We start from the raw sequence: 23,567 nt of genomic DNA, 5'->3' as shown, positions 1-23,567 counted from the left end.
CGCCGGCGCCCGGCAGCGCCTTCGAATCGCAGGGTCCGCGCTTCGAACGCGGCCCGCGCGCGCCGAACGACGCCGAGCGCAGCTTCGACAACGCAGCGGGCCGCGAGCGCGCACCGCGCCAGCCGTCCCATGTCGGCATGGAGACGTTCCGCATCGAAGTGGGCCACGTGCACGGCGTGAAGCCGGGCAACATCGTTGGCGCCATCGCGAACGAGGCGGATCTGGAAAGCCGCCACATCGGCCGCATCGACATCCGCGACAACTTTTCGCTTATCGACCTGCCTGCCGGAATGCCTCACGAGACGATGGAGCACCTCAAGCGTGTGCGCGTCGCCGGACAGCAGCTGAAGCTGCGCCGAGACGACGGTGCCTCGCCGCCGCGCAGCGATCGACCCAGTGGCCCGCCGCGCGGTCCGGGTCGTTTCGAAGGCGGTCCGCCGCGTGGTCGGGATGGACGCCCGCCGCGCCGGGACCGCTGACCCAGCAAACGACGAGGCCGCAGAAATGCGGCTTCGTCGTTTTGTGCGCTAACGAATGCAGCGAGTAGCCATTCGCGGCGTCTTCCGACGTCGAGCGCCCCTCCTGCTCTGCCGAATCGCGAATATTTCGAACCGCGGCAGCACGCACCGGCGCGCGCCGCGGGCGTCTACGCCCCTGCCGAAAGGTCTTGTCGTCGATACAGCCGTCGCGCGACGCGAGCACCGCTCCGGCTCCCGCTCTTACTGCAGGTTCATCCGCTGGTTGTCCGACAGCTTGCCTGGATCATTCGACACCGCTGTCAGCAGCAGGTGCAGCACCTTGCCGGCGACGCTGCCCGGGCCGTCCCAGTACTCGGCGCTCTGCGCCTCGACGCGAATCAGCGCGAGGTTCGGATCGTCCTTGCCTTCCTTGAAGTAGATGGCCATGCCCGGCGTCCAGTGCCGCTCGATTTCGGCACGGTCGCGCACGACGGTCGCACGGCCGGAAATCGAGATGTAGGTGCCGTTGTCTTTCGATGCGAACGCGACGTTGACTTGCGGATCGCCTTCGACCTCGCGGACTTTTTCGCTGTCCAGGCCCGTGGCGAACCACACGTCGCCGTCGAACTCGAGTTCCTGCACGCCGAGCGGCCGGCTGAATAGGCGTCCGTCTTCGCCGCGCGTCGTCAGCATTGCCACGTGCATGCTCTTGGCCAACTCGTGGAGCTTGCGGATGTTCTCGTCGCGGTCGGGCGCCGCGGTGCGCATGTCGTCGCGCATGTCCATGGGATCTCCTGGGTACGGCGACATCGCCGCTCGCGCAAGGAGACCGCAACCGCCGCCGACGCAGGGTGAAGCGACCGCGTGTCAGCCGGCGTCGTCGACCAGGGGTTGCAGCGCGGGATCGAGTGCGACGCGGCTGTCGAATACGAAGCAGCGCCCGTCGAAGCCGTAGCCGCCCACCTGCTCGAAGTAGCCGAGGATGCCCCCATCGAGCTGCACCACGTTGTCCATGCCGTCGGCTTGCAGCCACAGCGCGGCCTTCTCGCAGCGGATGCCGCCCGTGCAGAAGCTCACCACTGTTGCATCGACCAGTTCTTCGCGTCGCGGCTCCAGCGCAGCCGGCAGCTCCGTGAAGTTGTCGATGGGTAGCGTAATGGCGCTTTCGAACGTCCCGTACGCGAACTCTTCGCGGTTACGCGTGTCGAGGAGCACGACACGCTTTCCCGCTTCGTCGTGACCCTGTTCGATCCAGCGCGCCAGCGTGGCGGGATCGACGGTCGGTGCGCGCGCCTGCAGCGGCGCCGTCCCGTCGCGGCGGAAGGTAATGATCTCCGGCTTGACCTTGCACTTGAGCCGCAGGAACGGCTGCGTCCGGCTCCAGCTGCGCTTTACCTGCATGCCGGCAAAGCGCGCATCGTCTCCGAGCACTTCGAGGACCGCGCCGACTTCCGCCTCGCCACCGGCAAGGAACAGATTCACGCCCTCGGGCGCTACGAGGATCGTGCCGCGCACGTTCCCCGCGTCGGCGATCGCGTGCAGCGACGCCGCGATCGCGCCCGGCTCGTCAAGCTGCGCGAAGTGGTAGGCGGCGACGTTGAGGATCATCGCCGCATTGTACGGAGCGCCAGCGGGCGCCCGGTCGATCAGGCGGTGGCCAGCGCCGCCAGGTGCGGCAGCGGCTGCGGGCTGGCGACGAACGTCGCGCCGTTGTGGTCCTGCTTGAACACGAAACCGTGCGCCATCTGCAGCTCGTCGGGCAGCCAGAACACGCGCGGCTCCAGGCGGAAGCCGCCCTGCCAGCCGGCCTTGAGCGCGGCCTCCTTCGCGGATGCCCAGCTCTGCAGGAAGGCCATGGACGCCGCGCTGTCGAGCCCCTCGCGCGGGTCGCTGCCCTCGCACGGCACCGCCGACACCTCGAGCGTTTCCCGCACGGTTCGCAGCTGGTGCCAGCCGTAGTCGATCGGCCCGATGGAATACACGTGCCAGTTCATGCGCGGCCCCCCTTTGCCGATGGGCCGACTCTAGCGGCTGATCGACGGAGCGTCATCCGAGCCGCGGCAGACCCAGGTGCGGCGCGACGAGCCAGTAGACGGCGGCGATCACGACCGCCCAGATCAGCAGGCGCACGACCACGCCGACGGCCTTGAAGGCGAGCCAAAGCCCGACAAGGATGATGATGATGGCGATCCAGCTCATGGGCGCTTCCCGTTGCTGGGGCGCGGCACGATGCCGGCTCCCGTGCCAAGGATGACATCAGGACTTGGGCACGGGTGCGAGCCGCAGGTCCTGGAAGTCGAAACTGAAATCGGTCAGGGGTGACACGGGCGCCATGCGGATACCGCGGATCGCGCCGTCGTGGTCGAGGTCGACATCCACGAAGGCGTCCGCGTTCAGCCAACGCTTGTCCCAGCGCACGATGAAACTGTCGTGCTGCCAGTGATCAAGACGGCCGGTCAGCTCCGGCGTGCGGGTGAAGCGCATGCGCAGGCCCGCCCCGTCGCGCTCGATGGCGACGTCGCCATACCACGGGTCGCGGTACGTGCCGACGTAACCCGAGAGCGGCAGCGATGGCCTGGACGACGCGTCGCGCGACGCCAGATGCTTCTTCCAGCCGGCGTCGGCGTCGTCGTGCTGCCGATCCAGTGCAGCGCCGTAGGCGGCCACCCAGTCCGTCGGCGGCGCGCCGGTATAGGCATCGAGGACGCGATAGGTGATCGCGTTGAACGCGCCGCTCAATTCGGCGTTGGTGAGCACGACGACACCTACGCCCAGGTCGGGAACGAGGGTCACCTTCGACACCATTCCGGGCCAGCCGCCGGTGTGCCAGACGAGCTTGTGGCCGCGGTAGTCCGACAGGAACCAGCCTTCGCCGTAGCCCGAGAAATTGGGAGTGAGCGGCGCCAGTTGCGGCACCTTGGCGGGCGTCACCGGAATCGGCGTGACCAGCTGCCACATGGCGCGGTGGCGTTCGGCACTCACGAGCCGTTTGGCGGCGTCGCCGCGGCCGGAAATCACGCCGTCCGCCAATTGCAGCTCCATCCAGCGCGACAAGTCGTGCACGCTCGAATAGATGCCGCCCGCGCCCGCCACGTTCGACCACGTCATCGGCGCGGCGAGTGGTCGCACGTCCTTGAAGTCGTAGGCAGCGTGGCCGATCGCGACATCGTCGCCGGGCTTGAGGAAATCGGAGTTGTAGCGCGTCTCGGTCATGCCGAGCGGGCCCAGGATCCGGCTGTCGAGGAACGCCTGGAAGCTCTGCCCGCTCTCCTTTTCGATGAGTTGCTGCGCGACGCCGAACAGGATGTTGTCGTACGCGTACTGCGCCCGGAACTGGCCGGTAAGCGGCACATCCTTGAGGCGATGCGCGACTTCCTCGCCGGTGTACGTGGTGCCCGGCCAGTACAGCAGGTCGCCGGCGCCGAGGCCGAGCCCGCTGCGATGCGCGAGCAGGTCGCGGATGCGCATCTCGCGCGTCACGTACGGATCGGACATGCGGAACCACGGCAGGTGGTCGATCACGCGGTCGTCGAGCGACAGTTTGCCTTCGTCGGCCAGCATGGAGATCGCCATCGACGTGAACGCCTTGGTGTTCGACGCGATCGCGAACACGGTATGCGCGGTGACGGGTGCCGGCTTCCCGAGCTCGCGCACGCCCCAGCCGCGTTCGAGCACGACGTGGCCGTCCTTGACGATCGCCACCGCGATGCCGGGCACACCGAAGCGCTTCTGCGCGGCCGCGACGTAGGCGTCCAGGTCGACGAGTTGGGCGGGAAGCGCGGCGGCGTCGGCGCTCCCGGCAGGCGCCGCCGCCTGGGCGGGCGCGGGCAATGCGTGCAGCAGAAAGAGCGCGAGCAATGGAGCGGCGAGGCGCGGCGTCATGGCATTCGTTCAGGCGGCGGAAGCCCCGACGATACCGTGGCGGCGCTCGCGCAGGCATGCTGTGCGCCCGATTCAAGTACGCACGCATGCAAGGGACGCGCACCGAACTGCCCGGGTTGGCCATCGTCGGCGGCGGCCCGGCAGGCCTGATGGCGGCCGAGGTTGCGCGCGCGGCCGGCGTCGAGGTCGACGTGTTCGAGGCCAAGGGATCGGTCGGGCGGAAGTTCCTGATCGCGGGCAAGGGCGGCCTGAACCTCACACACTCGGAAGCGCGGCCCGCGTTCGACGCGCGCTACCGGGAGCGTGCCGCCGACGTCGGGCGCTGGCTCGATGACTTCGATGCCGGTGCGTTGCGCACATGGGCGAGACGGCTGGGCATCGAGACGTTTGTCGGCAGCTCGGGACGTGTATTTCCGATGGATCTCAAGGCTGCGCCCCTGTTGCGCGGCTGGGTGCGGCGATTGCGCGAATCGGGCGTGCGCTTCCACGTGCAGCATCGCTGGACGGGCTGGACGGACGACGGCGCGTTGCGCTTTGACGCGCCGGAGGGCGTCGTCGAAGCGCACGCGCGTGCGACCGTGTTTGCGCTCGGCGGCGGCAGCTGGCCCGAACTCGGCTCCGACGGGGCGTGGGTGGCACCGTTCGCGCATGCCGGCGTCGACGTTGCACCACTGCAGCCCGCGAACTGCGGCTTCGATGTCGCATGGACCACGCACTTCGTCGAGCGCTTCGCTGGCGACCCGCTGAAACCCGTCGTAGCGCACTGGAGGGATGCACAGGGCCGCGAGCACTCTCGCCAGGGCGAGTGCGTGGTGAGCCGCGCCGGTGTCGAAGGAAGCCTGGTCTACGCGCTGTCGGCAGAACTACGCGATGCGATCACGCGGGACGGCACCGCGTCGATGGAGCTCGACCTAGCGCCCGGGCGTGCCGAGGCCGACCTGCGCACCGCGCTGGAGCGCCCGCGCAAGGGCCGCAGCCTGGGCGAACACATCCGTCGGCAGACGGGCCTGCACGGCGTCAAGCTCGGCCTGCTGCACGAAGTCCTGGGCGTCCCGCTGGCCGCCGACGCGGCGCGCCTGGCCGCGGCCATCAAGCGACTGCCATTGCGTCTCACGGCGCCCCGCCCGATCGCGGAAGCGATCAGCTCCGCCGGCGGCGTCCGTCTCGAGGAACTCGACGCGCACCTGATGATCCGTCGCATGCCGGGCGTTTTCGTCGCCGGCGAGATGCTGGACTGGGAGGCCCCGACCGGGGGCTATCTCCTCACCGCCTGCTTCGCCAGCGGGCTGCGCGCCGGCAAGGCCGCCGTGAACCGCCTGCGCCGCTTCGATTCAAGAACCTGACACCCGCGCCGTTAGCATGGATCGAGGGCGGACACCGGTTCGCCCGACGCACGCGCGCGGCGTAACGCGCGCAAGGAAGAGTCCGATGAGCGTCCGCCCGACCGTACTTCTCTGCGACGATTCGCGCGCGCTGCGCATGCTCACCGCGCAGCAACTTGCGGCCTGCGGCTATGAACTGGCCGGGGAAGCCGATAACGGCGTCCGGGCCGTGGAGCAGTACCTCGCGCTCAAGCCCAATGTCGTGCTGCTTGACCTCGTGATGCCGAAGGTCGACGGCAAGGCCGCGCTCAAGCGCATTCTCGAACTCGACCCGGACGCGAAAGTCGTGGTGCTCAGCTCGCTCGGCGCGCAGAACGACATCGAGCAGTGCCTGAAGATCGGCGCGAAGAGCTACCTGCAAAAGCCGATCGACCGCGACACGCTCGAGCGCGTGCTCGGCGAAGTCACCGCATAAGGACGCGCGACCATGGCAGCAGCCAAGTTCTTCGGGCAGTTCCTGCTGGAAAAAGGCGTCATCGACGCGCCGCAGCTGCTGCGGGCGCTCGAGATCCAGCGCATGTCCAACCCCGCGCTGGGCGAAATCGCGTGCGGGAGGGGCATGCTCACCGCGCACCAGGCGCAGGCCATCAACGAGCGCCAGCGTCGCGAGGACAAACGCTTCGGCGACATCGCGCAATCGATGGGGCTGCTCACGGCCGACGAGGTCGGCCAGCTGCTCGACGAACAGAAATCGCGCCGCAAGCTGTTCGGGGAGATCCTGGTCGAGCAAGGGTACGTCGAACGCCATCGGCTCGACGACGAGCTGCGGCTGCATTCGGCGGATCGCGATGAAGCCGCGCGCTCACTCGACGCCATCGTCGCCACGCACCAGTTCGGCCGCCGCGTGGGCAACGCGATCGCCACCTGCAACAAGCTTTTCCCGCGGCTCCTGCGCACGCAGTGCCAGTTTTCGAGCGTCATCGATCCGCTGGCGCCACCGCATGTCGACGCAGCCGCGCTGGTGCGTGTCGCCGCCGACCGCCCGTTGGTGATCGGAATGGCCTGCGATGGCGCCACCATGCATGCGATGGCGCAGGCCTTCCTGTCGATCCCGCCGGAGGCCTGCGACGAAGAACTCGCCCGTGACGCGCTTGGCGAGCTCGTGAACATGCTGATGGGTTACGTGGTGAAGGACAGCCTGGCCGAGGACGCGAACTACACCGCATCTCCGCCCGACTTCGAAACGCCGCTCTCGGGCCTCGACAGCGAACTGCACGTACTCGTGACCATGACGTCCCAGCTCGGCCCGTTCATCCTCGTCGTCGGCGACTGAACGGTACAGCCAGGGCGGCCGCGGAACGCCCTGGTCAGGCCGTTCGTCCGGAGCCCCGGCCGGCGTCGAAGTTTTCACGCGGCCTTGAGGGTTCGGCGGCCGAGACTGGCCCCGGCATGACCGAGGGACAGCCGCTATGACCAGCTCGACGCAGCAGACGGACCTCAGCCACCGCGAAATAAGTGCGCTTCGCCTTTTGGCGATCGACGCACGCGCGAAGATCGACAAGCAGCTCGAAGACGACCTCTACGCCAAGGGGCTGCTGCACAGCGCCTGGGATCGCTGCCTTTCACCCGCCGGTCGCGACGCGATCCACATCGAACGTACGCCGGTGGGGCGCTACGCACACGGCTGACCACGCAGGCGACCGGGAGACCGGCCGCCCGTTTGATTTCAGCCTCCCGTCTTCGGCGGGGCGGTCCCGGCCGACGACGCGGAAGGCTGCGCGCCCTGGGCTTTGCCCGTCGAGCCGGCCATCGTCGGCGTTGCAAGGTGCCAGCTGCCGAACTTGTCCTTGACGCCGTCCCCGTTGGCACTGCCGGCGCCGGCGTCGGCCGCATAGCGGTACAGCGGACGGCCGTTGAAGGTGACCTGGTGGCTGCCCTCGGCGCGCGTGATCGTAGAGATCATGGCGCCCTGCAGACCCGGCGCGCCGGTCGGCTGCTGGGCCTCGATGGTTACAGGCGGCCACGTCTGCAGGCACGGGCCCGTGCATTTGCTCCCGTCGGTGTCACCGTCGACGTAATAGAGCGCATTACCCGCCGCGTTACCGAGGAATGGCGCGTGCGCGCCCTGCGACACGAGCATCAGCGTCGGGCCCGGGCCCGGGGCGCTGGTGACGCCTGCTGGCTGCGAAATCGCGTCGCCCGAGCCCGGCCCGGCCGAGTCGACGGGCGGAGCGCCCGGGCCCGCGTTGGTGGCGCCGCTGCTCTCGCTCGGGCGATCGGTTGCGCCTTCGGCGAGCGTGTCGTTACTGCCACGGCCCTTGCACGCCGTCAGCGCGAGGGCGCCGATCAGCGCCGCGCCGAGCACGCGTGCGACGGGAACGGAATGGTTCATGGGATGTCTCACCGGTTCGCGGCCACGCCGCATCGCCCCGATGAATAGCGCCCCGCGCGTGAGCGCCGGGTCGTGCGCTCAGCGTCGGCGGCGCTCGCGCTTCTGCTCGTACATGCGGGCGTCCGCGGCCTGCAGGACCTCGCTCGCATGCGCGAAGCCGTCGTGGATCACCCAGCCCACGCTGCACTTGATGCGCAGGCGCACGCCGTTCACGACGCGCGGCCGCGCCAGCTCGTCCTCCACGGCCGCGGCCACCGACCGCACGTCGCGATCCGCGTCGCGCAAGGACGACAGCAGCACCACGAACTCGTCGCCGCCGAGGCGCGCCACCACGTCGGTATCGCGCAGAGTCTCGCGCAGCGCCGCGCCGGTGGCGCGCAACACCTGGTCGCCCATGGCGTGGCCGTGCGTGTCGTTGATGTCCTTGAAATCGTCAAGGTCGATGAACAGCAGGCCGAAACGATGGGGCTGGCCTTCGTGCGCTGCGCACACCGCCTCGAGCTGCGTCTCGAACGCGGGTCGATTGGGAAGGCCGGTGAGCGCATCGAGGGACGCGGCGTCCTGGTACATCTGCGCGGTCGCCTGCGTGTCCAGCAGCGCGTCATGAAGGCGCCGCAGCAGGCGCGCGTTCTCCTCGAGCGCGAGCTGGCGGCCGAGCGCGCCGCCCATCGCATCGCCGATGAGTCCGATCGCCTGCGCGTCGATGTCGTCGAAGGCATGGCTGACGGACGAGCAGACCTCGAGCACGCCCAGCACCGATTCGCCATAGCGCAGGGGCGCGGCGATCAGCGAGTGCAGCGCATGCACCCGGCGCGCGTCGCCGTGGATGCGTTCGTCGTTGGCAGTGGCGTCGCTTCGCATGCAGGTCCCGGCTTCCATGCAGGCCCGCGCAAGCGTCTGCCCGCCGTTGAAGACGTCGACGCCGGGAAGCGTCATCTGGCCGTGCGCGACCGCGACGTCCATGCCGACCTCCGATCCATCGAGCAGCACGACGCCACCGGTGGCACGCGTGACCTCGACCACCCGGTCGAGCGCGTACTCGATGAAAGACTGCGCGGTTCCCGGATGCTCGGCGATCGCCGCCAGCGCGGACACGAGCCCGCGAAGACGGTGGATTTCGCTGTCCTTTGACGAGGACGCTATCCAGGGCAAGCCCCGTTCGGCGCGGGGTCGTCCAAGGCTCGGCACGGTTGAATTATCTGAAGACGGTCCGGCGATCGTGCGGCGCGCACCATCAACTGCATGTGAGCCGCGACGTGCAGGCGTCACACTCTGCAATGCTCAGCCGGTCGCGAGCTGAACCGGATCGATCAGGTCTGGGCGGTCGTTGCGCACGTTGCCGACGGCACGATCGACCGGATGCGCAGCGACCGGCGCCTCGGGTGTCATCAACGCGATCGACATCGCTTGCTCGGGCGTGCCGTGCAGCCATTCGTTGAACGTCTCGGGCGCCAGTATCAACGGCATGCGGTCGTGGATCGCCGCCAGTTCCGGATCCGCCTCGCGCGTTATCACGCTGTACGTAAGAAGCTCGCCGCCCGCGCCGTCCGGGCGCGCTTCGTAGAGCCCGCCGAAGAACATCACCGGCGCGTTCGCCGGGTGGATGAAGTAGGGCTGCTTGCCGCCAGCGACCGGCTGCCATTCGTAGTAGCCGGACGTGGGAATCAGGCAGCGACGCGATTTCCACGCGCTGCGGAAGGCTGGCTTGGTGGTGATGCCGTCGAGCCTCGCGTTGATCGTGCTGTAGGCCAGCCGCGTGTCCTTTGCCCACGGAGGCAGCAGGCCCCAGCGCATGGGCACCACGATGCCGCCGCCCTCGTCCGCGATCACCGTCCAGCCGCGCTGGGTCGGCGCCCGGTTGTAGGTCGGCACCGGCTCCTCATCCGGGAATTTCACGAAAAGCGGCTGCGAGGCGGCATGCACCTCGGCCCACGTCGCCCTGAATGTGTCGCGTCCGCACATGCGGCAGCAGCCTACACCTGCATCCGCGACGGCTTCTCCACCGTTTCTCCACTGGCCAGTCACGGCCGCCTGCCAAGACTGGCTCATCGTGAATGGAGAGGTGGCATGCGCCTGCTGCGCTGGTCGGTGGTTCTTCTCGCGGCGAGCGCTCTGCTCGCCTGCGCCTCGCAACGCGTCAATACATCGCGGCCCGTGCCGACGGCGCTGCTTCCATCGAAGGAGGGCTCGCATCGACTCGTGGTCGTGCTGCCGGGGCGGCGGGACCGCCTCGAATCCATGCGTCGCAGCGGCGTGGGCGAAGCGATCCAGCGCGTGTGGCCGGACGCCGACGTGCTGTTCGCCGAATTGTCGATGCCCTACTACCTCGACCGCAGCGCGGCGCGGCGCCTGCACGACGAAGTGCTGATGCCAGCGCGACGACGCGCCTATACGGAGATCTGGCTGGTCGGCGCGTCCCTGGGCGGCATGGGCGAGATCCTCTACGACCGCATGTATCCCGGCCAGGTCGACGGCATGGTGTTGCTGGCGCCCTACACCGGCGAGCGCGCGGTGCACGACGAGATCCGCGCGGCCGGCGGGCTCGGCAGCTGGCGTCCGCCGCCCGAGTCCGCGAACCCCTACGATGCGTGGCAGCGCGAGCTGTGGGGCCACCTGAAGACATGGCGCGACGAGCCCGAGCGCGCGCGCAACGTGTGGCTGTCGTACGGCGACAACGACTACCTGCGGGAAGGCATGCCGCTCGTAGCCGGGCTGTTGCCCGCCGGACACGTGTACGTGGTTCCCGGCAAGCACGCGTGGAGCACATGGACGCCGGCGACCGAAGCGATCTTCCGCGCCATCGACGCCGAGCGCGGCACGACGGCGCACGCCGCGCCTGCCAAGAGTCCCTGACCGGCCGGCCACCCCGCGTCCACGCCGATGCAGCCAGCGTTCCCCGAAGAACCAGGAGCATTCCATGCACATCGAAATCAACACCGACAACCACATCAACAACGACGCTTCGGTCGAGCGCCACGTGCGGCACGCCCTCGACGGATCGTTGTCGCGCTTTGCAGACCAGGTGACGCGCATCGAAGTGCATCTGCGCGACAAGAGCGCGGATCGCCGCGGCGGCCGCGACAAGCAATGCCTGCTGGAAGCAAAGGTGGAGGGACGTCCCCCGCTCGCCGCGTCGGACGAGGCGGACTCGCTGGCGGCTGCCATCACCGGCGCGGCGAAGAAGTTGCAGCGGCGGCTCGACCACGACCTGGGGCGGCTCGAATAACCGGTGCGACGGGCTGTGGGACAACTCGCAACCAGGGAATTCCCAACTTTCGTGCACGCAGTTTCTGAACCACTGGACGTCGTCCCATCGCGCGCTCTGCGCCTTTGGTTGGCGCCGCTCCGGCGAGTGTTCGTCGTCACCGGCGCCGGCTGCAGCACCGCATCGGGCATCGCCGACTACCGCGACGAAGCAGGCAGCTGGAAACGGTCGCCGCCGGTAACGTTCCAGGCCTTCACCGGTGACGCGGCCGTCCGGCGCAGGTACTGGGCCCGTTCGTACGCTGGCTGGCCACGGTTCGATACAGCTGCGCCGAACGCGGCGCACGCGGCGCTCGCGTCGTGGCAGCGCAGCGGCCAGGTATCGATGCTGCTGACGCAGAACGTGGACGGCCTGCACCAGCGCGCCGGCAGCGATGACGTCGTCGACCTGCACGGAAGGCTCGACAGCGTGCGCTGCCTTCACTGCGAAGACCGCACGCCGCGTGCCGGCATGCAGACGCGCCTGGCTGAGTGCAATCCGGATCGTCTCGATGCCGTGGCCGCGTTCGCGCCCGACGGCGATGCGGACCTCGAGCGCGAGAACTTCGACACCTTCGTCGTGCCGGAGTGTTCGCGCTGCGGCGGGATGCTCAAGCCCGACGTCGTCTTCTACGGCGAGAACGTGCCGCGTCCGCGGTACGAAAAGGCCGCGGCCGCGCTCGCGGGCAGCGACGGCCTGCTCGTCGTCGGTTCGTCTCTGATGGTGTACTCCGGCTACCGGTTCGCGCTGATGGCGCACGCCGCCGGCCTGCCCATCGCGCTCGTGACCCGCGGCGTGACGCGTGCCGATGACCTCGCCACGCTCGCGCTGCGCGCCGACTGCACCCGGGTGCTGCCCGCCGCGCTGGGCTGAAGCGCGCCTTTCACGCTTATCGATACCGCCGCGGCGAACACCCCGCAACGACGGCTGTCCCGCCACCATGCGGCAATCTCAATGCAGGAGCGCTTCATGCTGGCACGCACAGTCGTCATCACCGGCGCATCGAGCGGCCTCGGCCGCGGCGTTGCGCTTGCCCTGGCGGCGGAGGGCTGCAACCTCGTGCTCGCCGCCCGACGCGCACGCCTGCTTGAACAGCTCGCGGAGGAATGCGGCAATGCGATCGCCGTGAGCTGCGACGTCGGCGACCCGAACGCGGTCGAAAAGCTCGCCGCAGCGGCGATCGCGAAGTTCAATCGCATCGATGTCTGGATCAACAATGCGGGTGTTGCCGCGCTCGGACCCTTCGAGCGCATACCGCTCGAAGACCACCTTCGTGTCATGCAGACGAACCTCGGCGGTGCGATCGCCGGGAGCCATGCCGCGATCAGCCACTTCCGCAAGGCGGGCGGCGGCACGCTCATCAACATTGCGGCCATGCTCGGGCGCACGCCCGCGCCGTACTACGCGTCGTACTGCGCCACCAAGTACGGCATCGTCGGCCTCTGCGATGCGCTACGGCAGGAACTTGTCGCGCAGGATGCCACCGGCATCCACGTGTGCGCGGTGCTGCCGATGGCGGCAGACACGCCCCTATACGATCACGCGGCGAACTACACGGGCCATACCCTGCAGCCGTTCCCGATCACCGACGCGGACGAAGTCGTCGCCGCGATCGTGGGCCTTGTCAACGAGCCGCAGGACGAACTCTCGATCGGCATGTCCGCAACCGCCGCCGGCATCGCCGAGCGCCTCGCGCAAACGCTGACGCACGGCATGACCGGCGCGATGACGCAGCTGGCGCAAATGGAGACCGCGCCCGAAGCGCCGGAGCAGGCCGGCAACCTGCACCGCCCAATTGCGATCGGCACGGGCGTGCACGGCAGCATCCTCGAGCGCATGGACGTGGAGCGGAACCAGCGCAGCCGGTAACCGCCCGGTTGCGCCGCGCTGAACCAATGGCGACCGCATGCCTCGCCCATTCCGCCGCCAACATGCAGACTGCGGCAACGGCCCCCGGATCTCGACATGCCCGATTCCAAGCCACCTCGACACATTCCCCGCGATGGCGCGTTCTCCGGCCTGAGCATGCCGGCCGTAGCTCACCTGCTGGCCGACGGTGACCGCATCGTCGGCGGCATCGCGCGGCGCTACGGCGAATACGCGCTGGTGCTCGGCGGCCGCGTCATGGCGTCGACCGAGAGCCCCGGGATGGCGATCGCGATGCTGCGGCATGCGCGCGTGACGCTGTCGAGCGGGCCCGTGCCGCTGTCGATCGACATCGCACCCGACCTGCAATTGCCCGCCATGGAGGAGGCCGCGAGCGAGGGCATGGAACTCGAAGCCTGGCTCGCGGCGCTCGAAACCGAGCGCCGGGAACGTGCCGACGGGCGCGGCGCGACGCGTCAGTAGACATTCACGGGATCACGCCGCGCGGTGCGCGAGCATCGGTGTCGCCACGACGGATGACGCATGCCACGGGAAAGCGCAGGCATCCTTCTTTATCGAACACGCGCCCGCGGGGTCGACGTGTTGCTCGCGCATCCCGGCGGTCCCTTCTGGCACGCACGCGACGACGGTGCGTGGAGCATCCCCAAGGGCGGGCCCATGGAAGGCGAGACGCCGGAACAGACGGCGCGTCGTGAATTCGAAGAGGAGTTGGGCGCGCCCGCAACGGGTCCGCTCGCAGCGCTGGGCCGGCTGCGCCAACGCGGCGGCAAGTGGGTCGAAGCATTCGCGATGGAAGGCGACTTCGACCCCGACCACCTGAACAGCATGATGTTCCGCATGGAATGGCCACCCCGCAGCGGTCGTTTCAGCGAATTTCCGGAAGTCGACCGCGCGCGGTGGTTCGCGCTCGCGGAGGCCTATCCGAAAATGCTGGAGAGCCAGCGTCCGCTGCTCGACCGCCTGGACGCGCTGCTCGGCGGCGAACCGCCGGCCTGATCAGCGCAACTGGCTGTCCTTGCTGCCGCGACGGTTGTAACCCGCGTGCGCGCCTTCCTCGGCGTCGAGGCGCTCCTGGCATGCCACGCACAGGCGCACGCCGGGCAGCGCTGCGCGGCGCGCTTCGGGAATCGGCGCCTCGCATTCCTCGCAATGACTGCGTCCGGGCCCGTGCGGCAGCCGGCTGCGCGCACGACGTATCGCGTCGCCGACGGTCGCGTCGATCTGATCCTGTACTGCGCCATCGCCTGCCCAGCCTGTCGCCATCGTCCGGCCCTCCTGACTGCAAATCCTAGGCTGCGCCAGGTGAACGGCCGACAAAACATGCGCTACCGGCCGCAGCAGGCCTCGTGCAGAATCCATCGCACCTCGCGGGGAAATTCCCATGGACCGCCCGTTCGCCCGGCTGTCGCAATGCTTCGACGGCGCATCGACGCTGGAACAGCTCGTCCGTCCGCTGCTCGAGTTGCTGGCGGACGCGACCGGGCTGGAGAGCACGTTCCTCACGTCGGTTGATCCCGACGCTCGGCGGCAAAGCGTCCTGTTCGCCCGCAATACGGGTTCGCTGGGCATTCGGGAAGGCACGTTATTGCCTTGGCTCGAGTTCCCGGCAGCTGCCTTGGACGCGGGACATGCGCAGCGCCGCCACGTGCCGGGCGGGCACCGCGACGCGGCGCTCCGGACGGCCGCGGGCGCACACACGCTCGTCAGCGCCCCGGTGCTCACCTGCGACGGCTTGGAGTTCGGCTCGCTTTGCGCCGCCCACTCGGAGCCGCGCACGCTGGACGCGGAGTCCGAAAGCTCGCTCGTGTTGTTCGCGCAGCTGATCGGCGAGCGCGTCGACCGCGAGCGCCTCGTGGAGAAACTGCGCGTGGCGAATGGTGCGCTGGCACGCTCTGCCTTGTCGGATGTTGTCACCGGCCTTCCGAACCGTCAGGCGCTGGCGCAGGAGGTAAGCCGCATGCTTGCCCGCGCGCAACGCGACGACCGCGCACTCGTGGTCGCCTTCATCGACGTCGACGACTTGAGATCAATAGCGGCGCGTCCCGGCCACGACGCGCGCGACCGTCTGCTGATCGCGATCGCCCGCGCACTCGAAGGCGCGCTGCGTGGCGGGGACCTGATCGCGCGCGTTGGCGTCGACGCATTCGTCGTGGCGGCCACCGTGCCGCGCGAGAACGCCGAAGCCGCGTCGGGCGTGCTGCGAAGCCGGCTGCAGTCGGCCATGCGCGGGCCTTTCGACATCGGCGAAGAACGCCTCGTCGCCTGCAGTGGCGCGACCATCCGCACCGTGCTGGCGCGTAGCGGCGAAGTGGACGCCGACGCGGTGCTCGCGCGTGCCGATCGCGCGAAGTTCGACGCGGGACACGAGCGAGTGTCGGCGCGCGACTAATCCTAGATCCGCTCGATCCTCGCGGCAAAACACCCGGGCTTCGCGTAGTGAGCGTGCACGTAGGCCACGCGGTGATCAGCCAGGATGTCGATCAGCCGCGCTCTCGCAACCTGGCCCTCGACGACGTCGGCCTCGACCATCATGTGGCCTGAGTCGAACGCGCGCAGAGACAGGAGTCGACGAACCATCACCGACGGCAGTCGTCCCTCGACGACGCGCGCCGCGGTCGCGCCTTCGCGGACGTAGACGGCATGGCAGGCGCGGTACGGTGTCCGTGCGGGCTGGTGCGTGTAATTGACGAGGAGCGCGGACTCTCCGACTGCGAGGTCGCGGAGTTCGACTCGGTCCGGTACCCGGCCCGCGACGCCTACACGCACCCGGCGCGCGTCGTGCAATGCGAGTTCATCGTCGCCGAGGTCGTAAAGCCGCATGAAGGGGGTCGGATCGAGACCGATGGTGCGAAACGTCATATCGGGGCTCCGTCTGTGGTTCGCCAGCGTCGCCCTGCTTGCGGCCCGCTGCTATCCGGAGTTTGCGCATCGTCCGTAAGCAACCGTCTGGGCTACCCTTCCGCAACGCCTCGGCACCCCGACAGCTCGACCCTGGACAGAACCCGGACTGCCGAGACCCTCGATCGCGTCCCGGCGCGCTGTTCCATGCAGCCAACACGCGCGCTGCTTGGCATCGGTCAAGCGACGCGCGTGAGTCCATCCGAACCTTCCGCGCCGCGACCACGCGATCGCGAACGACACCTCCTCCAACGGACCACCACGAATGACAGAACCTGCGTTGCGATTCCGCCTGCTGCTCGCCGGCGCCTCCGCGTGCCTGCTCGCCCTGGGCATCGTCGGCTGCAACGAGCGCCCTCGCCCGCACGTGAAAACGCCCGCGGAAGTCCGCGCGGAGCTGTCACGCTTGATGCCGTCGGGCGTTCGCGACCGCAGCGGTTGGGCGGGCGACATCCAGGCCGCGTTCGCTGCGCTGCGCATCGAGCCTTCGACGGCGAATCTGTGCGCGGTAGTGGCGGTGACCGAGCAGGAATCGTCGTTCGCTGGCGACCCGAAGGTGCCCGGCCTGGGGCGCATCGCGCTCGAGGAGATCGACCGGCGGTTCGCCGCGCACCATGTTCCACCCCTGGTCGCGCGCGCCGCGCTGCAGATCACGTCGCCCGATGGACGCACGTGGGAACAGCGCATCGCAGCCGCCACCACCGAGCGCGAGCTCAGCGACATCTACGAAGCGATGATCGACCGCGTGCCGATGGGCCGCCGTCTGCTTGCAAGCGCCAACCCCGTGCACACGGGCGGGCCGATGCAGGTGTCGGTGACGTTCGCCGAACACCTCGCGGCCGACCGCGACTACCCCTACGCGGTCGACAGCTCGATCCGGCACGAGGTGTTCACGCGTCGCGGCGGCGTCTACTTCGGCACAGCGCACCTGCTCGGTTACCGCAGCTCGTACCGGCAGCCGATCTTCCGCTTCGCCGACTACAACGCCGGCTGGTACGCAAGCCGCAACGCGGCGTTCCAGAACGCGGCGTCGATCGCGTCGGGCATCCCGCTCGATCTCGACGGCGATGTCGTGCGTTATGACGGCAGCGAAGCGAGCCGCACCGAGGTGGCCGTCCGCGCGCTCTCGCAGGAGATCGGCATGGACGACGCCGCCATCCATCGCGACCTGCTGAAAGCGAGCACGCTCGACTTCGAGAAGACCGATCTCTACCGGGAAATCTTCTCGCTGGGCGAACACGCCGCCGGCCATGCGCTGCCGCGTGCGCGCCTGCCCGAAATCCGGCTGTCGAGCCCGAAGATCACGCGTCACCTGACCACGGCGTGGTTCGCGAAGCGCGTGGACCAGCGCTACCGCGCTTGCATGGCGCGATCCAAGGGCTGACCTCGCGCGCTTCCGTCAGCCGCGCGGTCCGCCCATCACCGGCAGGATCGCGCCGTTGACGTACGAGCCGGTCACGGGCGAAGCGAGGAATACGTACGCCGGTGAAAGCTCTTCCGGTTGCGCGGGGCGCCGCATGTCGCTGTCCTGGCCGAACGTGGCCACCGACTTGGCATCCTTGTCGGCAGGATTCAGGGGTGTCCAGACAGGGCCCGGCGCCACCGCGTTGACGCGGATGCCGCGGTCGAGCAGGTTGCTCGCCAGCGACATGGTGAATGCGTTGATCGCGCCCTTGGTGGCCGAGTAGTCGAGCAACTGCTTGTTGCCGAACAGCGCGGTCTCCGAGCTGGTGTTGATGATGCAGGCGCCCTTCTCCATGTGCGGCAGGACGGCGCGCGCCATGTGGAAGTAACCGCCGATGTTGGTCTCCAGCGTCATCATCAGGTGCTCGTCGGTGATGTCCTCGAGCCTGGACGCGTGCTGCTGGAATGCGGCGTTGTTGACCAGGATGTCGAGGCGGCCGAACTCGCCCACCACCTTCTCGACCGCCTGGTTGCAGAAGCCCGCGTCGCGTACGTCGCCGGCGAGGGTGATGCAGCGACGGCCCTCGGCCTCGACGAATCCCCTGGTGGCATCGGCGTCCTCGTGTTCGTCGAGGTAAAGCACGGCCACGTCGGCGCCTTCGCGCGCGAACAGCACGGCCACCGCGCGGCCGATTCCGGAGTCGCCGCCGGTCACGATCGCGACCATGTCCTGAAGCTTGCCGCTGCCGACGTAGCCCGGCGCCAGGAAGCGCGGTTCGACGTCGAGCCCATGCTCGTTGCCCGGCTTTTGCAGGTGCTGCTCGGGCATCGGATTGGTTGGCTCGTCTTCGACGCCGGCCTGGACCGGCGCGCCGCGCTCACCCTTGGCCTTGGCCTGCGTGCCCTCGCCCGCGTCGATGCCCGCCTGGATTTCGCGCTGCGAGGCGGCGGTGCGCGCGCCGCCGTCCTTCTGGTGCTGGGTGGCCATGTGCGTCATTCCTTCGGGGGAAAGACGCAGCATGGCCGCGACCGCGCAAAGCAACGGTGATCGGGAGCCCTGCCGACAGCGCCCGGCCAGCCGTCACCCGGGGGCGTCGGGACCGGCGATGAAGTCGATCTTGCCCAGCGGCGCACCCTCGCGACGCAGCAGCAGGTATGTCGTCGTCGCGTGGAAGTAGAGGTTCGGCAGGACGAACGTCGTCAGGTAATCCTGCCCGTTGAAACGCATCTCGCCGCTGCGCATGTTCAGCACGATCTCGCGGCCTTCCGCACCATCGATCGACGCCGCGTCGATGCCCCGCACGAATTCAAGCGTGCGGTCGATGCGCGCGTAAAGCTGCTCGATCGTGGCTTCCTCGTCCGCCATCACCGGCGGCTCCATCCCGGCCAGCCGCGCGGCGCCGTTCTTCGCCATGTCGCAGGCGATCTGCACCTGGCGCGAGAGCGGCAGCATGTCGTCGATGACGCGCAGCTGCAGCAGCGAATCCGGTTCGACGCCATGTTCGCTTGCGTGCGCGGCACCCTTGCCGAGCACGTGCCGGAGGTTGCGCAACGCACGCTCGAACGCGGGCACCGAGGCCTGGTACAGGGAAATCGTCATGGGCGGCTCGCCAGTGGGAAAAGCGAAGCCTAATACGGCGTGGTGGCCACCGCGCATCCGCGCTTGGCAGCAGCGTGCTTCCCTTGGGTCGGCCGCGCTCCGCCGGGCCCGATGTTCACGCGCACCACCGGCGGCGCTACGCATCATCGGAACGCACAGCCGCCTTCGCGGCGCGAACGATGAGGAAGCAGCCATGCAGCAGCGGATCGAAGTCGGTCAGATGGTGTTCGTGGCCGACGGGAGCGTCGGTGTCGGCGCGGTGCGGGAGACCCGCCAGGACGCGATCGTGATCAACATCCAGAACGCCGGGGACTTCGTGCTGCCGCTCGACGCGGTCCGCGATGTCCATTCGGGGAAGGTCGTCCTGGACATCGCCCGGCTCGCGCCCGAGGTGATCGAGGCCCTGCGCCACGTGCACGACGCCGAATCCCCCGAGTTCGCGATCGCCGATCGTCAGGACGGAACGCCTGCGGGCGCCGAACGTCGCCACTGACGCGACACCGGCGGTTCAGCGCGACGGCGGCGTGCGCGACTATGCTCGCGTTTTCCCGCCCGAACCCGCCCGCATGACCCAGACGCGCACGATCCTCGCGACCGCCATCGCGATCGCCCTCCCGCTCGCCGCCGGCAACGCCGCTGCGAGCAGCTTTGCCGGCACATCCGCTGGCGCGTCGTCGGGGGGCGTCTCGAATTCCACCGGCAGCTCCTCCGGGAACGACAAGGTCGTGCTGCAGGCGCGCGACGACGCCGCGCTATTCGTCGCCAGCGACGGCCGGATACGCGGCGCGCAGCTCGAAGCGGCACTGCATCTGTTGCGCGAGACGCGCCCGCAGGCGCGCGCGGCGAGCGACATGCAGCTCGCGACGGCGATCCTCGCGCGTTAGCTCGCGGCACCTTCGTTGACGACGCGAAGCCGCCCGCGTTGGCGGGTAGCGGTGCCCGCCCTGTTGGCCGCGCTCTCGTGCAGTGCGCAGGCGGGCGACCCCGCGCAATCCGGTGACCTTCGGACGCTGGTGACTGCCGCGCGCGCGACACTGCCGCCGGCCGTTGCCGCAATGCTGGACGGGCGGCTCCGCATCGAGCTGAGCAGCCACCTGCGCGACGGGGTGGATGGCCACTTTCGTCCAGGCGTCATAACGCTGCGCCAGGACCGGCTCGACGACTGGCGACAGACACGGCAGGACCCAGCCGATCCAGCGGCGCGCCCTGCGCTCGCCGCGCTCGTGCATGAGGTGGCCCATGCGTGGGATCGCTCGCCCGGCGGTGGCGCATCACGTGATCCTCGCCTGCTCGATCTCGCCGGCTGGTCCGCGACGCCCCTGCACGGCCGCCTGCGCGTCAACCCGTTCCGGGACCGCTCGCCCGATCCGTACGAGCTGGACTCGCCGGCCGAGTTCCTCGCCGTGAACCTCGAGCATTTCGCGCTCGACGCCGACTACGCCTGCCGGCGCCCGGCGCTCTTTGCGTATCTCGCGATGCGCACGGGTGCGCGGGCGACGACGCGCGACTGCGGCGCGCCGGTGTTTGCGCGTCCAGCAACCGAAGGCGCCGCCGACGCGTCGCCGCTTCTCGCGATCGATCCCGCGCGCGTCTACGCGATCGACTATCTGCTTGCCGAGCCCGACGAGCACCCGATGAGCCGTTGGGGCCACGCGATGCTGCGGATCGTCATCTGCGCACCGGGCCACGCGCCGGGTCCGGAGTGCCGCCTCGACCTGGCCTGGCACCAGGTGCTCTCGTTCCGCGCCTTCGTCGACGACGTGCAGATCTCCAGCTGGCGCGGCTTGACGGGCGGTTATCCGACGCGGCTGTTCGTACTGCCGCTGCCGCAGGTGGTCGACGAGTACACGAAGGTGGAACTGCGCACGCTTCGCTCGGTGCCGCTGCGCCTCTCTGCGGACGAGATCGAGTCGCTGCTCGCGCGCGCCACGCAGGTGCACTGGAGCTATGACGGCCGCTATCGCTTCATCGACAACAACTGCGCCGTGGATACCTGGCGCCTGCTGCACGACGGCGTGCCGCGCCTGGCGGCGCAGGACCTCGCGAGCCTGAGCCCGACCGGGCTGTTACGGCGATTGTCGCGCGCAGGAATCGCTGACACGTCCACGCCACGCGACCCTGCCGAAGCCCGCCGCCTCGGCTACGTGTTCGATTCGATCGGCGAACATCTGCAAACCATGTTGTCCACGGCGCGCGAGTCGCTGCCCATCCGCCAAGCGCGTGTCGTCGACTGGCTCGACCTCCCGCCCGACGCGCGGGGGGCCTGGATCGACAGGGCCGACCTGCGCTCGACGGCGGCGTTGCTGGTTCTCGAGAACGCGGCATTGCGCCGCCAGCAGTCGCGCGCGGTGGATGCGCTCAAACGCAGCCTCGGCAGCGGCTCGCTAGTGACGCAACCGCTGAACGACACGTTCCGGGACACGCTCGTCATCGCCGAGCGCCTTTCCCGACCGGCAAGCCTGCTGCCAGCGGGGGGCTACGGCATACCGGACGCGACCGAGCGCGCCGTCGCAGCCCAGCGCCTCGCGGAAGCTTCCGCGCACTGGCAGGCGGGCACCGGGGCCTTGCAGGCGCTGGGCGAAACCGCGCTGCCCGCGAGGCAACGCATCGCGCTCGAAGCGACGCGCCGAAACATCGCGCGGCTCGGCGATCGGCTACGCCAACTGGCAGCCGCGAAGTCCACCGATTGAGACGCGACCCGCTCCATCGTCTGCGGCACGGGCAAGGTCAATAAGGCGCGCCATCCTTGTGCACGTAGCGACCGGATTCCGGAAGGTGCATGTCGATATCGGGGTAGTGGCAGATGCGCGTCACCGGCTGGCCGATCGCGACGAATACGCAGGGCGACGTGCCGTCGTTCCAAAGGCAATGACCGTTGCCGTCGCCCTTCGGAAAGACGGCGATGTCGCCCGCATGCATGCGCGTGGACCCGCTGTCGTCGATCAACAGCGCTTCGCCGGCGAGCATCACCACCATCTCGTCCTCGTCTTCGTGCCAGTGACGCTGCGACGACCAGGCGCCTGGCTCGAGCGTGACGTGGGTGGCGCTGAAATCGGTCAGACCGGATACGGGGCCGAGGCGACGTTGCCAGCGTCCCGCGACTGCATCGGCATACGGCGCCGGATAGCCCGTGGCGTTGGTGGCGGCGATGCGGTCGAGGGCGATGCGCGGCATGGTCGACTCCGAAGCGGACGAACTCCATTGGATCGCGGATCGGCGCCGGCGACGAGTGCCGCCGCGCTGCCCGCCCGCCGCGTCAGTCGATGTCGTCCTCGTCGATCCAGTCTTCGTCGGGTGCCGACGCGGGCTCGCTGTCGGCATCTGCGGGTTCAAGCAGCGTGTAGTCGTCCACGTCGCGGCTGCGGATCGCACGTGAAACCGGATACGCCTCCAGCTGGGGCTGTTTCATCCGCGTCAGGAAGCGCGACGGCAGCCACGGCCCGGCGATCCAGTCGGCGACCGCTGCCGCTGGCAGGAACACCGGGCCGTCCTGAACCAGCGGCTCGGGGATCGCGGCGTTCGGCATGGTCAGCACGGTGAACGTCAGCAGCTCGGGCTCTTCGGCAGGCCAGCGGTCCCAGAGGCCCGCGGCAAACAGCACGTCGCCCGCGCGCGACTGGATGAAGTACGGACGCGCCGGCGACGTCGTGCGATCCCATTTGTAGTAGCCCGTCAGCGGCACCGCGCAGCGGCGCTTCTCCCATGCACTTCGATAGATGCGGCTGCCCGGCGCGCGGTCAAGGCGCGCGGTCACCGTCGTGTACTTGGTCTCCGGCAACTTCGACCAGCTGGGCACGAGCCCCCAGGTGAAGTCGGCCACTGCGAGCCCGGAGCCGGGGTCGTGGATCACGGAAGCCGGCTTGCGCACCGCGATGTTGTAGCGCTCCGGGGCCTGGCCAAGCGCGTGCGCGACCGCGTGCGGAAGTTCCGGCGGCAATGCTTCGGGCAGGAAGGCCTGGGCAAATCGGCGCATGCGGGCTCCGTGTCGAAGCTTCCCGGATGCCACGCAGTGTGTCGTCGTCGCGTGCGCAACGTCGCGGCGCCTGGTCGGTCAGCCCGCCAGTGGGCGCCCTGCGCAGCCGTCGATCAGGACGTGCAACCGCTGTCAGCCCCGCGGCGCAAGCGCGGCGAGCCGCTTTTGCAGGTCCTCGACGCGGTAGGGCTTCGGGATGAAATCGCAGTCGTCCGGAATCGTAGGCAATTGGCCGCGCGCATAGCCCGACGCGAGCAGCACGCGCAGTTCGGGCCGGAGCTTTCGGGCCTCGCGATAGAGGTCCACGCCGCTCATGCCGCGCGGCATCACCACGTCGGTGAACAGGATCTCGACTTCGGAGTCGCGGCTCAGGATATCGAGCGCGGCCTGGCCCTCGTCGGCGGTCAGCACGGCATAGCCGAGGTAGCGCAGCGACTCGATCGCCATCGCCTGCACGTCGGGATCGTCCTCGACCAGCAGCACCTTCACCGGCGCGCCGGTGTCGCC

The 23,567-nt window shown here is 69.0% G+C and carries 30 protein-coding genes and 1 pseudogene; 16 read left to right on the top strand and 15 right to left on the bottom strand.

Annotated features, from left to right (window positions below; genetic code table 11):
* Nucleotides 1-479 (top strand): DbpA RNA binding domain-containing protein (locus tag FW784_RS01465; RefSeq protein ID WP_187770624.1); only part of this gene is annotated, 479 nt, incomplete at its 5' end.
* Nucleotides 480-719: 240 nt separating this feature from the next.
* Here FW784_RS01465 and FW784_RS01460 read toward each other — a convergent pair.
* The 5 genes from FW784_RS01460 to FW784_RS01445 all read right to left on the bottom strand — a co-directional run bounded on the left by FW784_RS01460 (nucleotide 720) and on the right by FW784_RS01445 (nucleotide 4,340).
* On the bottom strand, nucleotides 720-1,238 hold the full coding sequence (locus tag FW784_RS01460) for a pyridoxamine 5'-phosphate oxidase family protein (RefSeq protein ID WP_235893530.1): 519 nt from the start codon (nucleotides 1,236-1,238) through the stop codon (nucleotides 720-722).
* An 87-nt stretch (nucleotides 1,239-1,325) separates the two neighbouring features.
* Nucleotides 1,326-2,066 (bottom strand): sulfurtransferase, encoded by a 741-nt coding sequence (locus FW784_RS01455; RefSeq protein WP_149351581.1) that lies wholly within the window; start codon nucleotides 2,064-2,066, stop codon nucleotides 1,326-1,328.
* Nucleotides 2,067-2,104: 38 nt separating this feature from the next.
* Nucleotides 2,105-2,452: a hypothetical protein gene (locus FW784_RS01450; protein ID WP_149351580.1), complete on the bottom strand. Its 348-nt coding sequence runs from the start codon at nucleotides 2,450-2,452 to the stop codon at nucleotides 2,105-2,107.
* Nucleotides 2,453-2,504: 52 nt separating this feature from the next.
* The gene (locus FW784_RS14200) at nucleotides 2,505-2,657 is read right to left on the bottom strand and encodes a hypothetical protein (RefSeq protein WP_187770623.1); all 153 of its coding nucleotides are present in this window, start codon (nucleotides 2,655-2,657) and stop codon (nucleotides 2,505-2,507) included.
* Between the two features lie 57 nt (nucleotides 2,658-2,714).
* Nucleotides 2,715-4,340 (bottom strand): serine hydrolase, encoded by a 1,626-nt coding sequence (locus tag FW784_RS01445; RefSeq protein WP_149351579.1) that lies wholly within the window; start codon nucleotides 4,338-4,340, stop codon nucleotides 2,715-2,717.
* Between the two features lie 86 nt (nucleotides 4,341-4,426).
* Between FW784_RS01445 and FW784_RS01440 the strand changes: the two genes are divergently transcribed.
* The 4 genes from FW784_RS01440 to FW784_RS01425 all read left to right on the top strand — a co-directional run bounded on the left by FW784_RS01440 (nucleotide 4,427) and on the right by FW784_RS01425 (nucleotide 7,350).
* Nucleotides 4,427-5,683 (top strand): TIGR03862 family flavoprotein, encoded by a 1,257-nt coding sequence (locus tag FW784_RS01440; protein ID WP_149351578.1) that lies wholly within the window; start codon nucleotides 4,427-4,429, stop codon nucleotides 5,681-5,683.
* A gap of 85 nt (nucleotides 5,684-5,768) precedes the next feature.
* The gene (locus tag FW784_RS01435; RefSeq protein WP_149351577.1) at nucleotides 5,769-6,137 is read left to right on the top strand and encodes a response regulator; all 369 of its coding nucleotides are present in this window, start codon (nucleotides 5,769-5,771) and stop codon (nucleotides 6,135-6,137) included.
* A 12-nt stretch (nucleotides 6,138-6,149) separates the two neighbouring features.
* The gene (locus FW784_RS01430) at nucleotides 6,150-6,995 is read left to right on the top strand and encodes a cyclic di-GMP-binding domain-containing protein, MshE-related (RefSeq protein ID WP_149351576.1); all 846 of its coding nucleotides are present in this window, start codon (nucleotides 6,150-6,152) and stop codon (nucleotides 6,993-6,995) included.
* A 136-nt stretch (nucleotides 6,996-7,131) separates the two neighbouring features.
* Entirely contained in the window at nucleotides 7,132-7,350 is a 219-nt protein-coding gene (locus FW784_RS01425; protein WP_149351575.1) for a hypothetical protein, read from the top strand.
* A gap of 38 nt (nucleotides 7,351-7,388) precedes the next feature.
* On the opposite strand, the gene FW784_RS01420 is transcribed toward FW784_RS01425, so the two are convergent.
* The 3 genes from FW784_RS01420 to FW784_RS14195 all read right to left on the bottom strand — a co-directional run bounded on the left by FW784_RS01420 (nucleotide 7,389) and on the right by FW784_RS14195 (nucleotide 10,016).
* A complete protein-coding gene (locus FW784_RS01420) occupies nucleotides 7,389-8,054 on the bottom strand; it encodes a hypothetical protein (RefSeq protein ID WP_187770622.1) in 666 nt (221 codons plus the stop codon).
* Nucleotides 8,055-8,132: 78 nt separating this feature from the next.
* Nucleotides 8,133-9,206 carry a sensor domain-containing diguanylate cyclase gene (locus FW784_RS01415; RefSeq protein WP_187770621.1) on the bottom strand — a complete coding sequence of 358 codons (1,074 nt, stop codon included), beginning with the start codon at nucleotides 9,204-9,206 and terminating at the stop codon, nucleotides 8,133-8,135.
* A 129-nt stretch (nucleotides 9,207-9,335) separates the two neighbouring features.
* A complete protein-coding gene (locus FW784_RS14195) occupies nucleotides 9,336-10,016 on the bottom strand; it encodes an SOS response-associated peptidase (protein WP_187770620.1) in 681 nt (226 codons plus the stop codon).
* Between the two features lie 105 nt (nucleotides 10,017-10,121).
* On the opposite strand from FW784_RS14195, the gene FW784_RS14190 reads away from it, so the two are divergent.
* From FW784_RS14190 to FW784_RS01385, 6 genes are all read left to right on the top strand, one after another.
* Nucleotides 10,122-10,907: an alpha/beta hydrolase gene (locus FW784_RS14190; RefSeq protein WP_187770619.1), complete on the top strand. Its 786-nt coding sequence runs from the start codon at nucleotides 10,122-10,124 to the stop codon at nucleotides 10,905-10,907.
* 64 nt (nucleotides 10,908-10,971) lie between these two features.
* Entirely contained in the window at nucleotides 10,972-11,280 is a 309-nt protein-coding gene (locus tag FW784_RS01405; RefSeq protein WP_149351571.1) for an HPF/RaiA family ribosome-associated protein, read from the top strand.
* A gap of 51 nt (nucleotides 11,281-11,331) precedes the next feature.
* On the top strand, nucleotides 11,332-12,171 hold the full coding sequence (locus tag FW784_RS01400) for an NAD-dependent protein deacetylase (RefSeq protein WP_149351570.1): 840 nt from the start codon (nucleotides 11,332-11,334) through the stop codon (nucleotides 12,169-12,171).
* A gap of 96 nt (nucleotides 12,172-12,267) precedes the next feature.
* On the top strand, nucleotides 12,268-13,167 hold the full coding sequence (locus tag FW784_RS01395; protein ID WP_205123539.1) for an SDR family NAD(P)-dependent oxidoreductase: 900 nt from the start codon (nucleotides 12,268-12,270) through the stop codon (nucleotides 13,165-13,167).
* A gap of 96 nt (nucleotides 13,168-13,263) precedes the next feature.
* The gene (locus FW784_RS01390; RefSeq protein ID WP_149351568.1) at nucleotides 13,264-13,647 is read left to right on the top strand and encodes a hypothetical protein; all 384 of its coding nucleotides are present in this window, start codon (nucleotides 13,264-13,266) and stop codon (nucleotides 13,645-13,647) included.
* 60 nt (nucleotides 13,648-13,707) lie between these two features.
* Entirely contained in the window at nucleotides 13,708-14,181 is a 474-nt protein-coding gene (locus FW784_RS01385) for an NUDIX hydrolase (RefSeq protein WP_149351567.1), read from the top strand.
* On the opposite strand, the gene FW784_RS01380 is transcribed toward FW784_RS01385, so the two are convergent.
* Nucleotides 14,182-14,448, bottom strand: coding sequence for a DksA/TraR family C4-type zinc finger protein (locus FW784_RS01380; protein WP_149351566.1), 267 nt, complete (start codon nucleotides 14,446-14,448; stop codon nucleotides 14,182-14,184). It lies immediately after the preceding gene.
* A 118-nt stretch (nucleotides 14,449-14,566) separates the two neighbouring features.
* On the opposite strand from FW784_RS01380, the gene FW784_RS01375 reads away from it, so the two are divergent.
* Nucleotides 14,567-15,574 (top strand): GGDEF domain-containing protein, encoded by a 1,008-nt coding sequence (locus FW784_RS01375; RefSeq protein ID WP_149351565.1) that lies wholly within the window; start codon nucleotides 14,567-14,569, stop codon nucleotides 15,572-15,574.
* A gap of 2 nt (nucleotides 15,575-15,576) precedes the next feature.
* Here the strand turns inward: FW784_RS01375 and FW784_RS01370 are convergent, their stop codons facing one another.
* Nucleotides 15,577-16,044 carry a DUF1203 domain-containing protein gene (locus FW784_RS01370; RefSeq protein WP_149351564.1) on the bottom strand — a complete coding sequence of 156 codons (468 nt, stop codon included), beginning with the start codon at nucleotides 16,042-16,044 and terminating at the stop codon, nucleotides 15,577-15,579.
* A 304-nt stretch (nucleotides 16,045-16,348) separates the two neighbouring features.
* Between FW784_RS01370 and FW784_RS01365 the strand changes: the two genes are divergently transcribed.
* Nucleotides 16,349-17,467, top strand: a complete 1,119-nt coding sequence (locus tag FW784_RS01365) for a DUF1615 domain-containing protein (protein ID WP_149351563.1) — start codon at nucleotides 16,349-16,351, stop codon at nucleotides 17,465-17,467.
* 15 nt (nucleotides 17,468-17,482) lie between these two features.
* On the opposite strand, the gene FW784_RS01360 is transcribed toward FW784_RS01365, so the two are convergent.
* Both FW784_RS01360 and FW784_RS01355 read right to left on the bottom strand, forming a co-directional pair.
* Complete coding sequence (locus tag FW784_RS01360; RefSeq protein ID WP_149351562.1) at nucleotides 17,483-18,475, bottom strand: SDR family oxidoreductase; 993 nt, start codon at nucleotides 18,473-18,475, stop codon at nucleotides 17,483-17,485.
* A gap of 93 nt (nucleotides 18,476-18,568) precedes the next feature.
* Complete coding sequence (locus FW784_RS01355; protein ID WP_149351561.1) at nucleotides 18,569-19,087, bottom strand: DUF1993 domain-containing protein; 519 nt, start codon at nucleotides 19,085-19,087, stop codon at nucleotides 18,569-18,571.
* 193 nt (nucleotides 19,088-19,280) lie between these two features.
* Between FW784_RS01355 and FW784_RS01350 the strand changes: the two genes are divergently transcribed.
* The 3 genes from FW784_RS01350 (at nucleotide 19,281) to FW784_RS01340 (ending at nucleotide 21,777) form a co-directional block, all read left to right on the top strand.
* Nucleotides 19,281-19,580 (top strand): hypothetical protein, encoded by a 300-nt coding sequence (locus tag FW784_RS01350; protein ID WP_187770618.1) that lies wholly within the window; start codon nucleotides 19,281-19,283, stop codon nucleotides 19,578-19,580.
* A gap of 91 nt (nucleotides 19,581-19,671) precedes the next feature.
* A complete protein-coding gene (locus FW784_RS01345; RefSeq protein ID WP_187770625.1) occupies nucleotides 19,672-19,971 on the top strand; it encodes a DUF2388 domain-containing protein in 300 nt (99 codons plus the stop codon).
* 51 nt (nucleotides 19,972-20,022) lie between these two features.
* Nucleotides 20,023-21,777, top strand: coding sequence for a DUF7844 domain-containing protein (locus tag FW784_RS01340; protein WP_235893528.1), 1,755 nt, complete (start codon nucleotides 20,023-20,025; stop codon nucleotides 21,775-21,777).
* A gap of 37 nt (nucleotides 21,778-21,814) precedes the next feature.
* Here FW784_RS01340 and FW784_RS01335 read toward each other — a convergent pair whose 3' ends face one another.
* The 3 genes and pseudogenes from FW784_RS01335 to FW784_RS14840 all read right to left on the bottom strand — a co-directional run.
* A complete protein-coding gene (locus tag FW784_RS01335; RefSeq protein ID WP_149351558.1) occupies nucleotides 21,815-22,261 on the bottom strand; it encodes a cupin domain-containing protein in 447 nt (148 codons plus the stop codon).
* Nucleotides 22,262-22,343: 82 nt separating this feature from the next.
* Complete coding sequence (locus tag FW784_RS01330; protein ID WP_149351557.1) at nucleotides 22,344-23,060, bottom strand: SOS response-associated peptidase; 717 nt, start codon at nucleotides 23,058-23,060, stop codon at nucleotides 22,344-22,346.
* A 132-nt stretch (nucleotides 23,061-23,192) separates the two neighbouring features.
* Nucleotides 23,193-23,531: pseudogene (locus FW784_RS14840) on the bottom strand (response regulator); the annotation flags it as partial.
* Nucleotides 23,532-23,567: the final 36 nt, after the last annotated feature.

The organism is Cognatilysobacter lacus (assembly GCF_008274655.1).
Classification (GTDB): Bacteria; Pseudomonadota; Gammaproteobacteria; order Xanthomonadales; family Xanthomonadaceae; genus Cognatilysobacter; species Cognatilysobacter lacus.
Note: the sequence above shows the minus strand (reverse complement) of the source record. Positions and strands in the feature narration are given on the sequence as shown.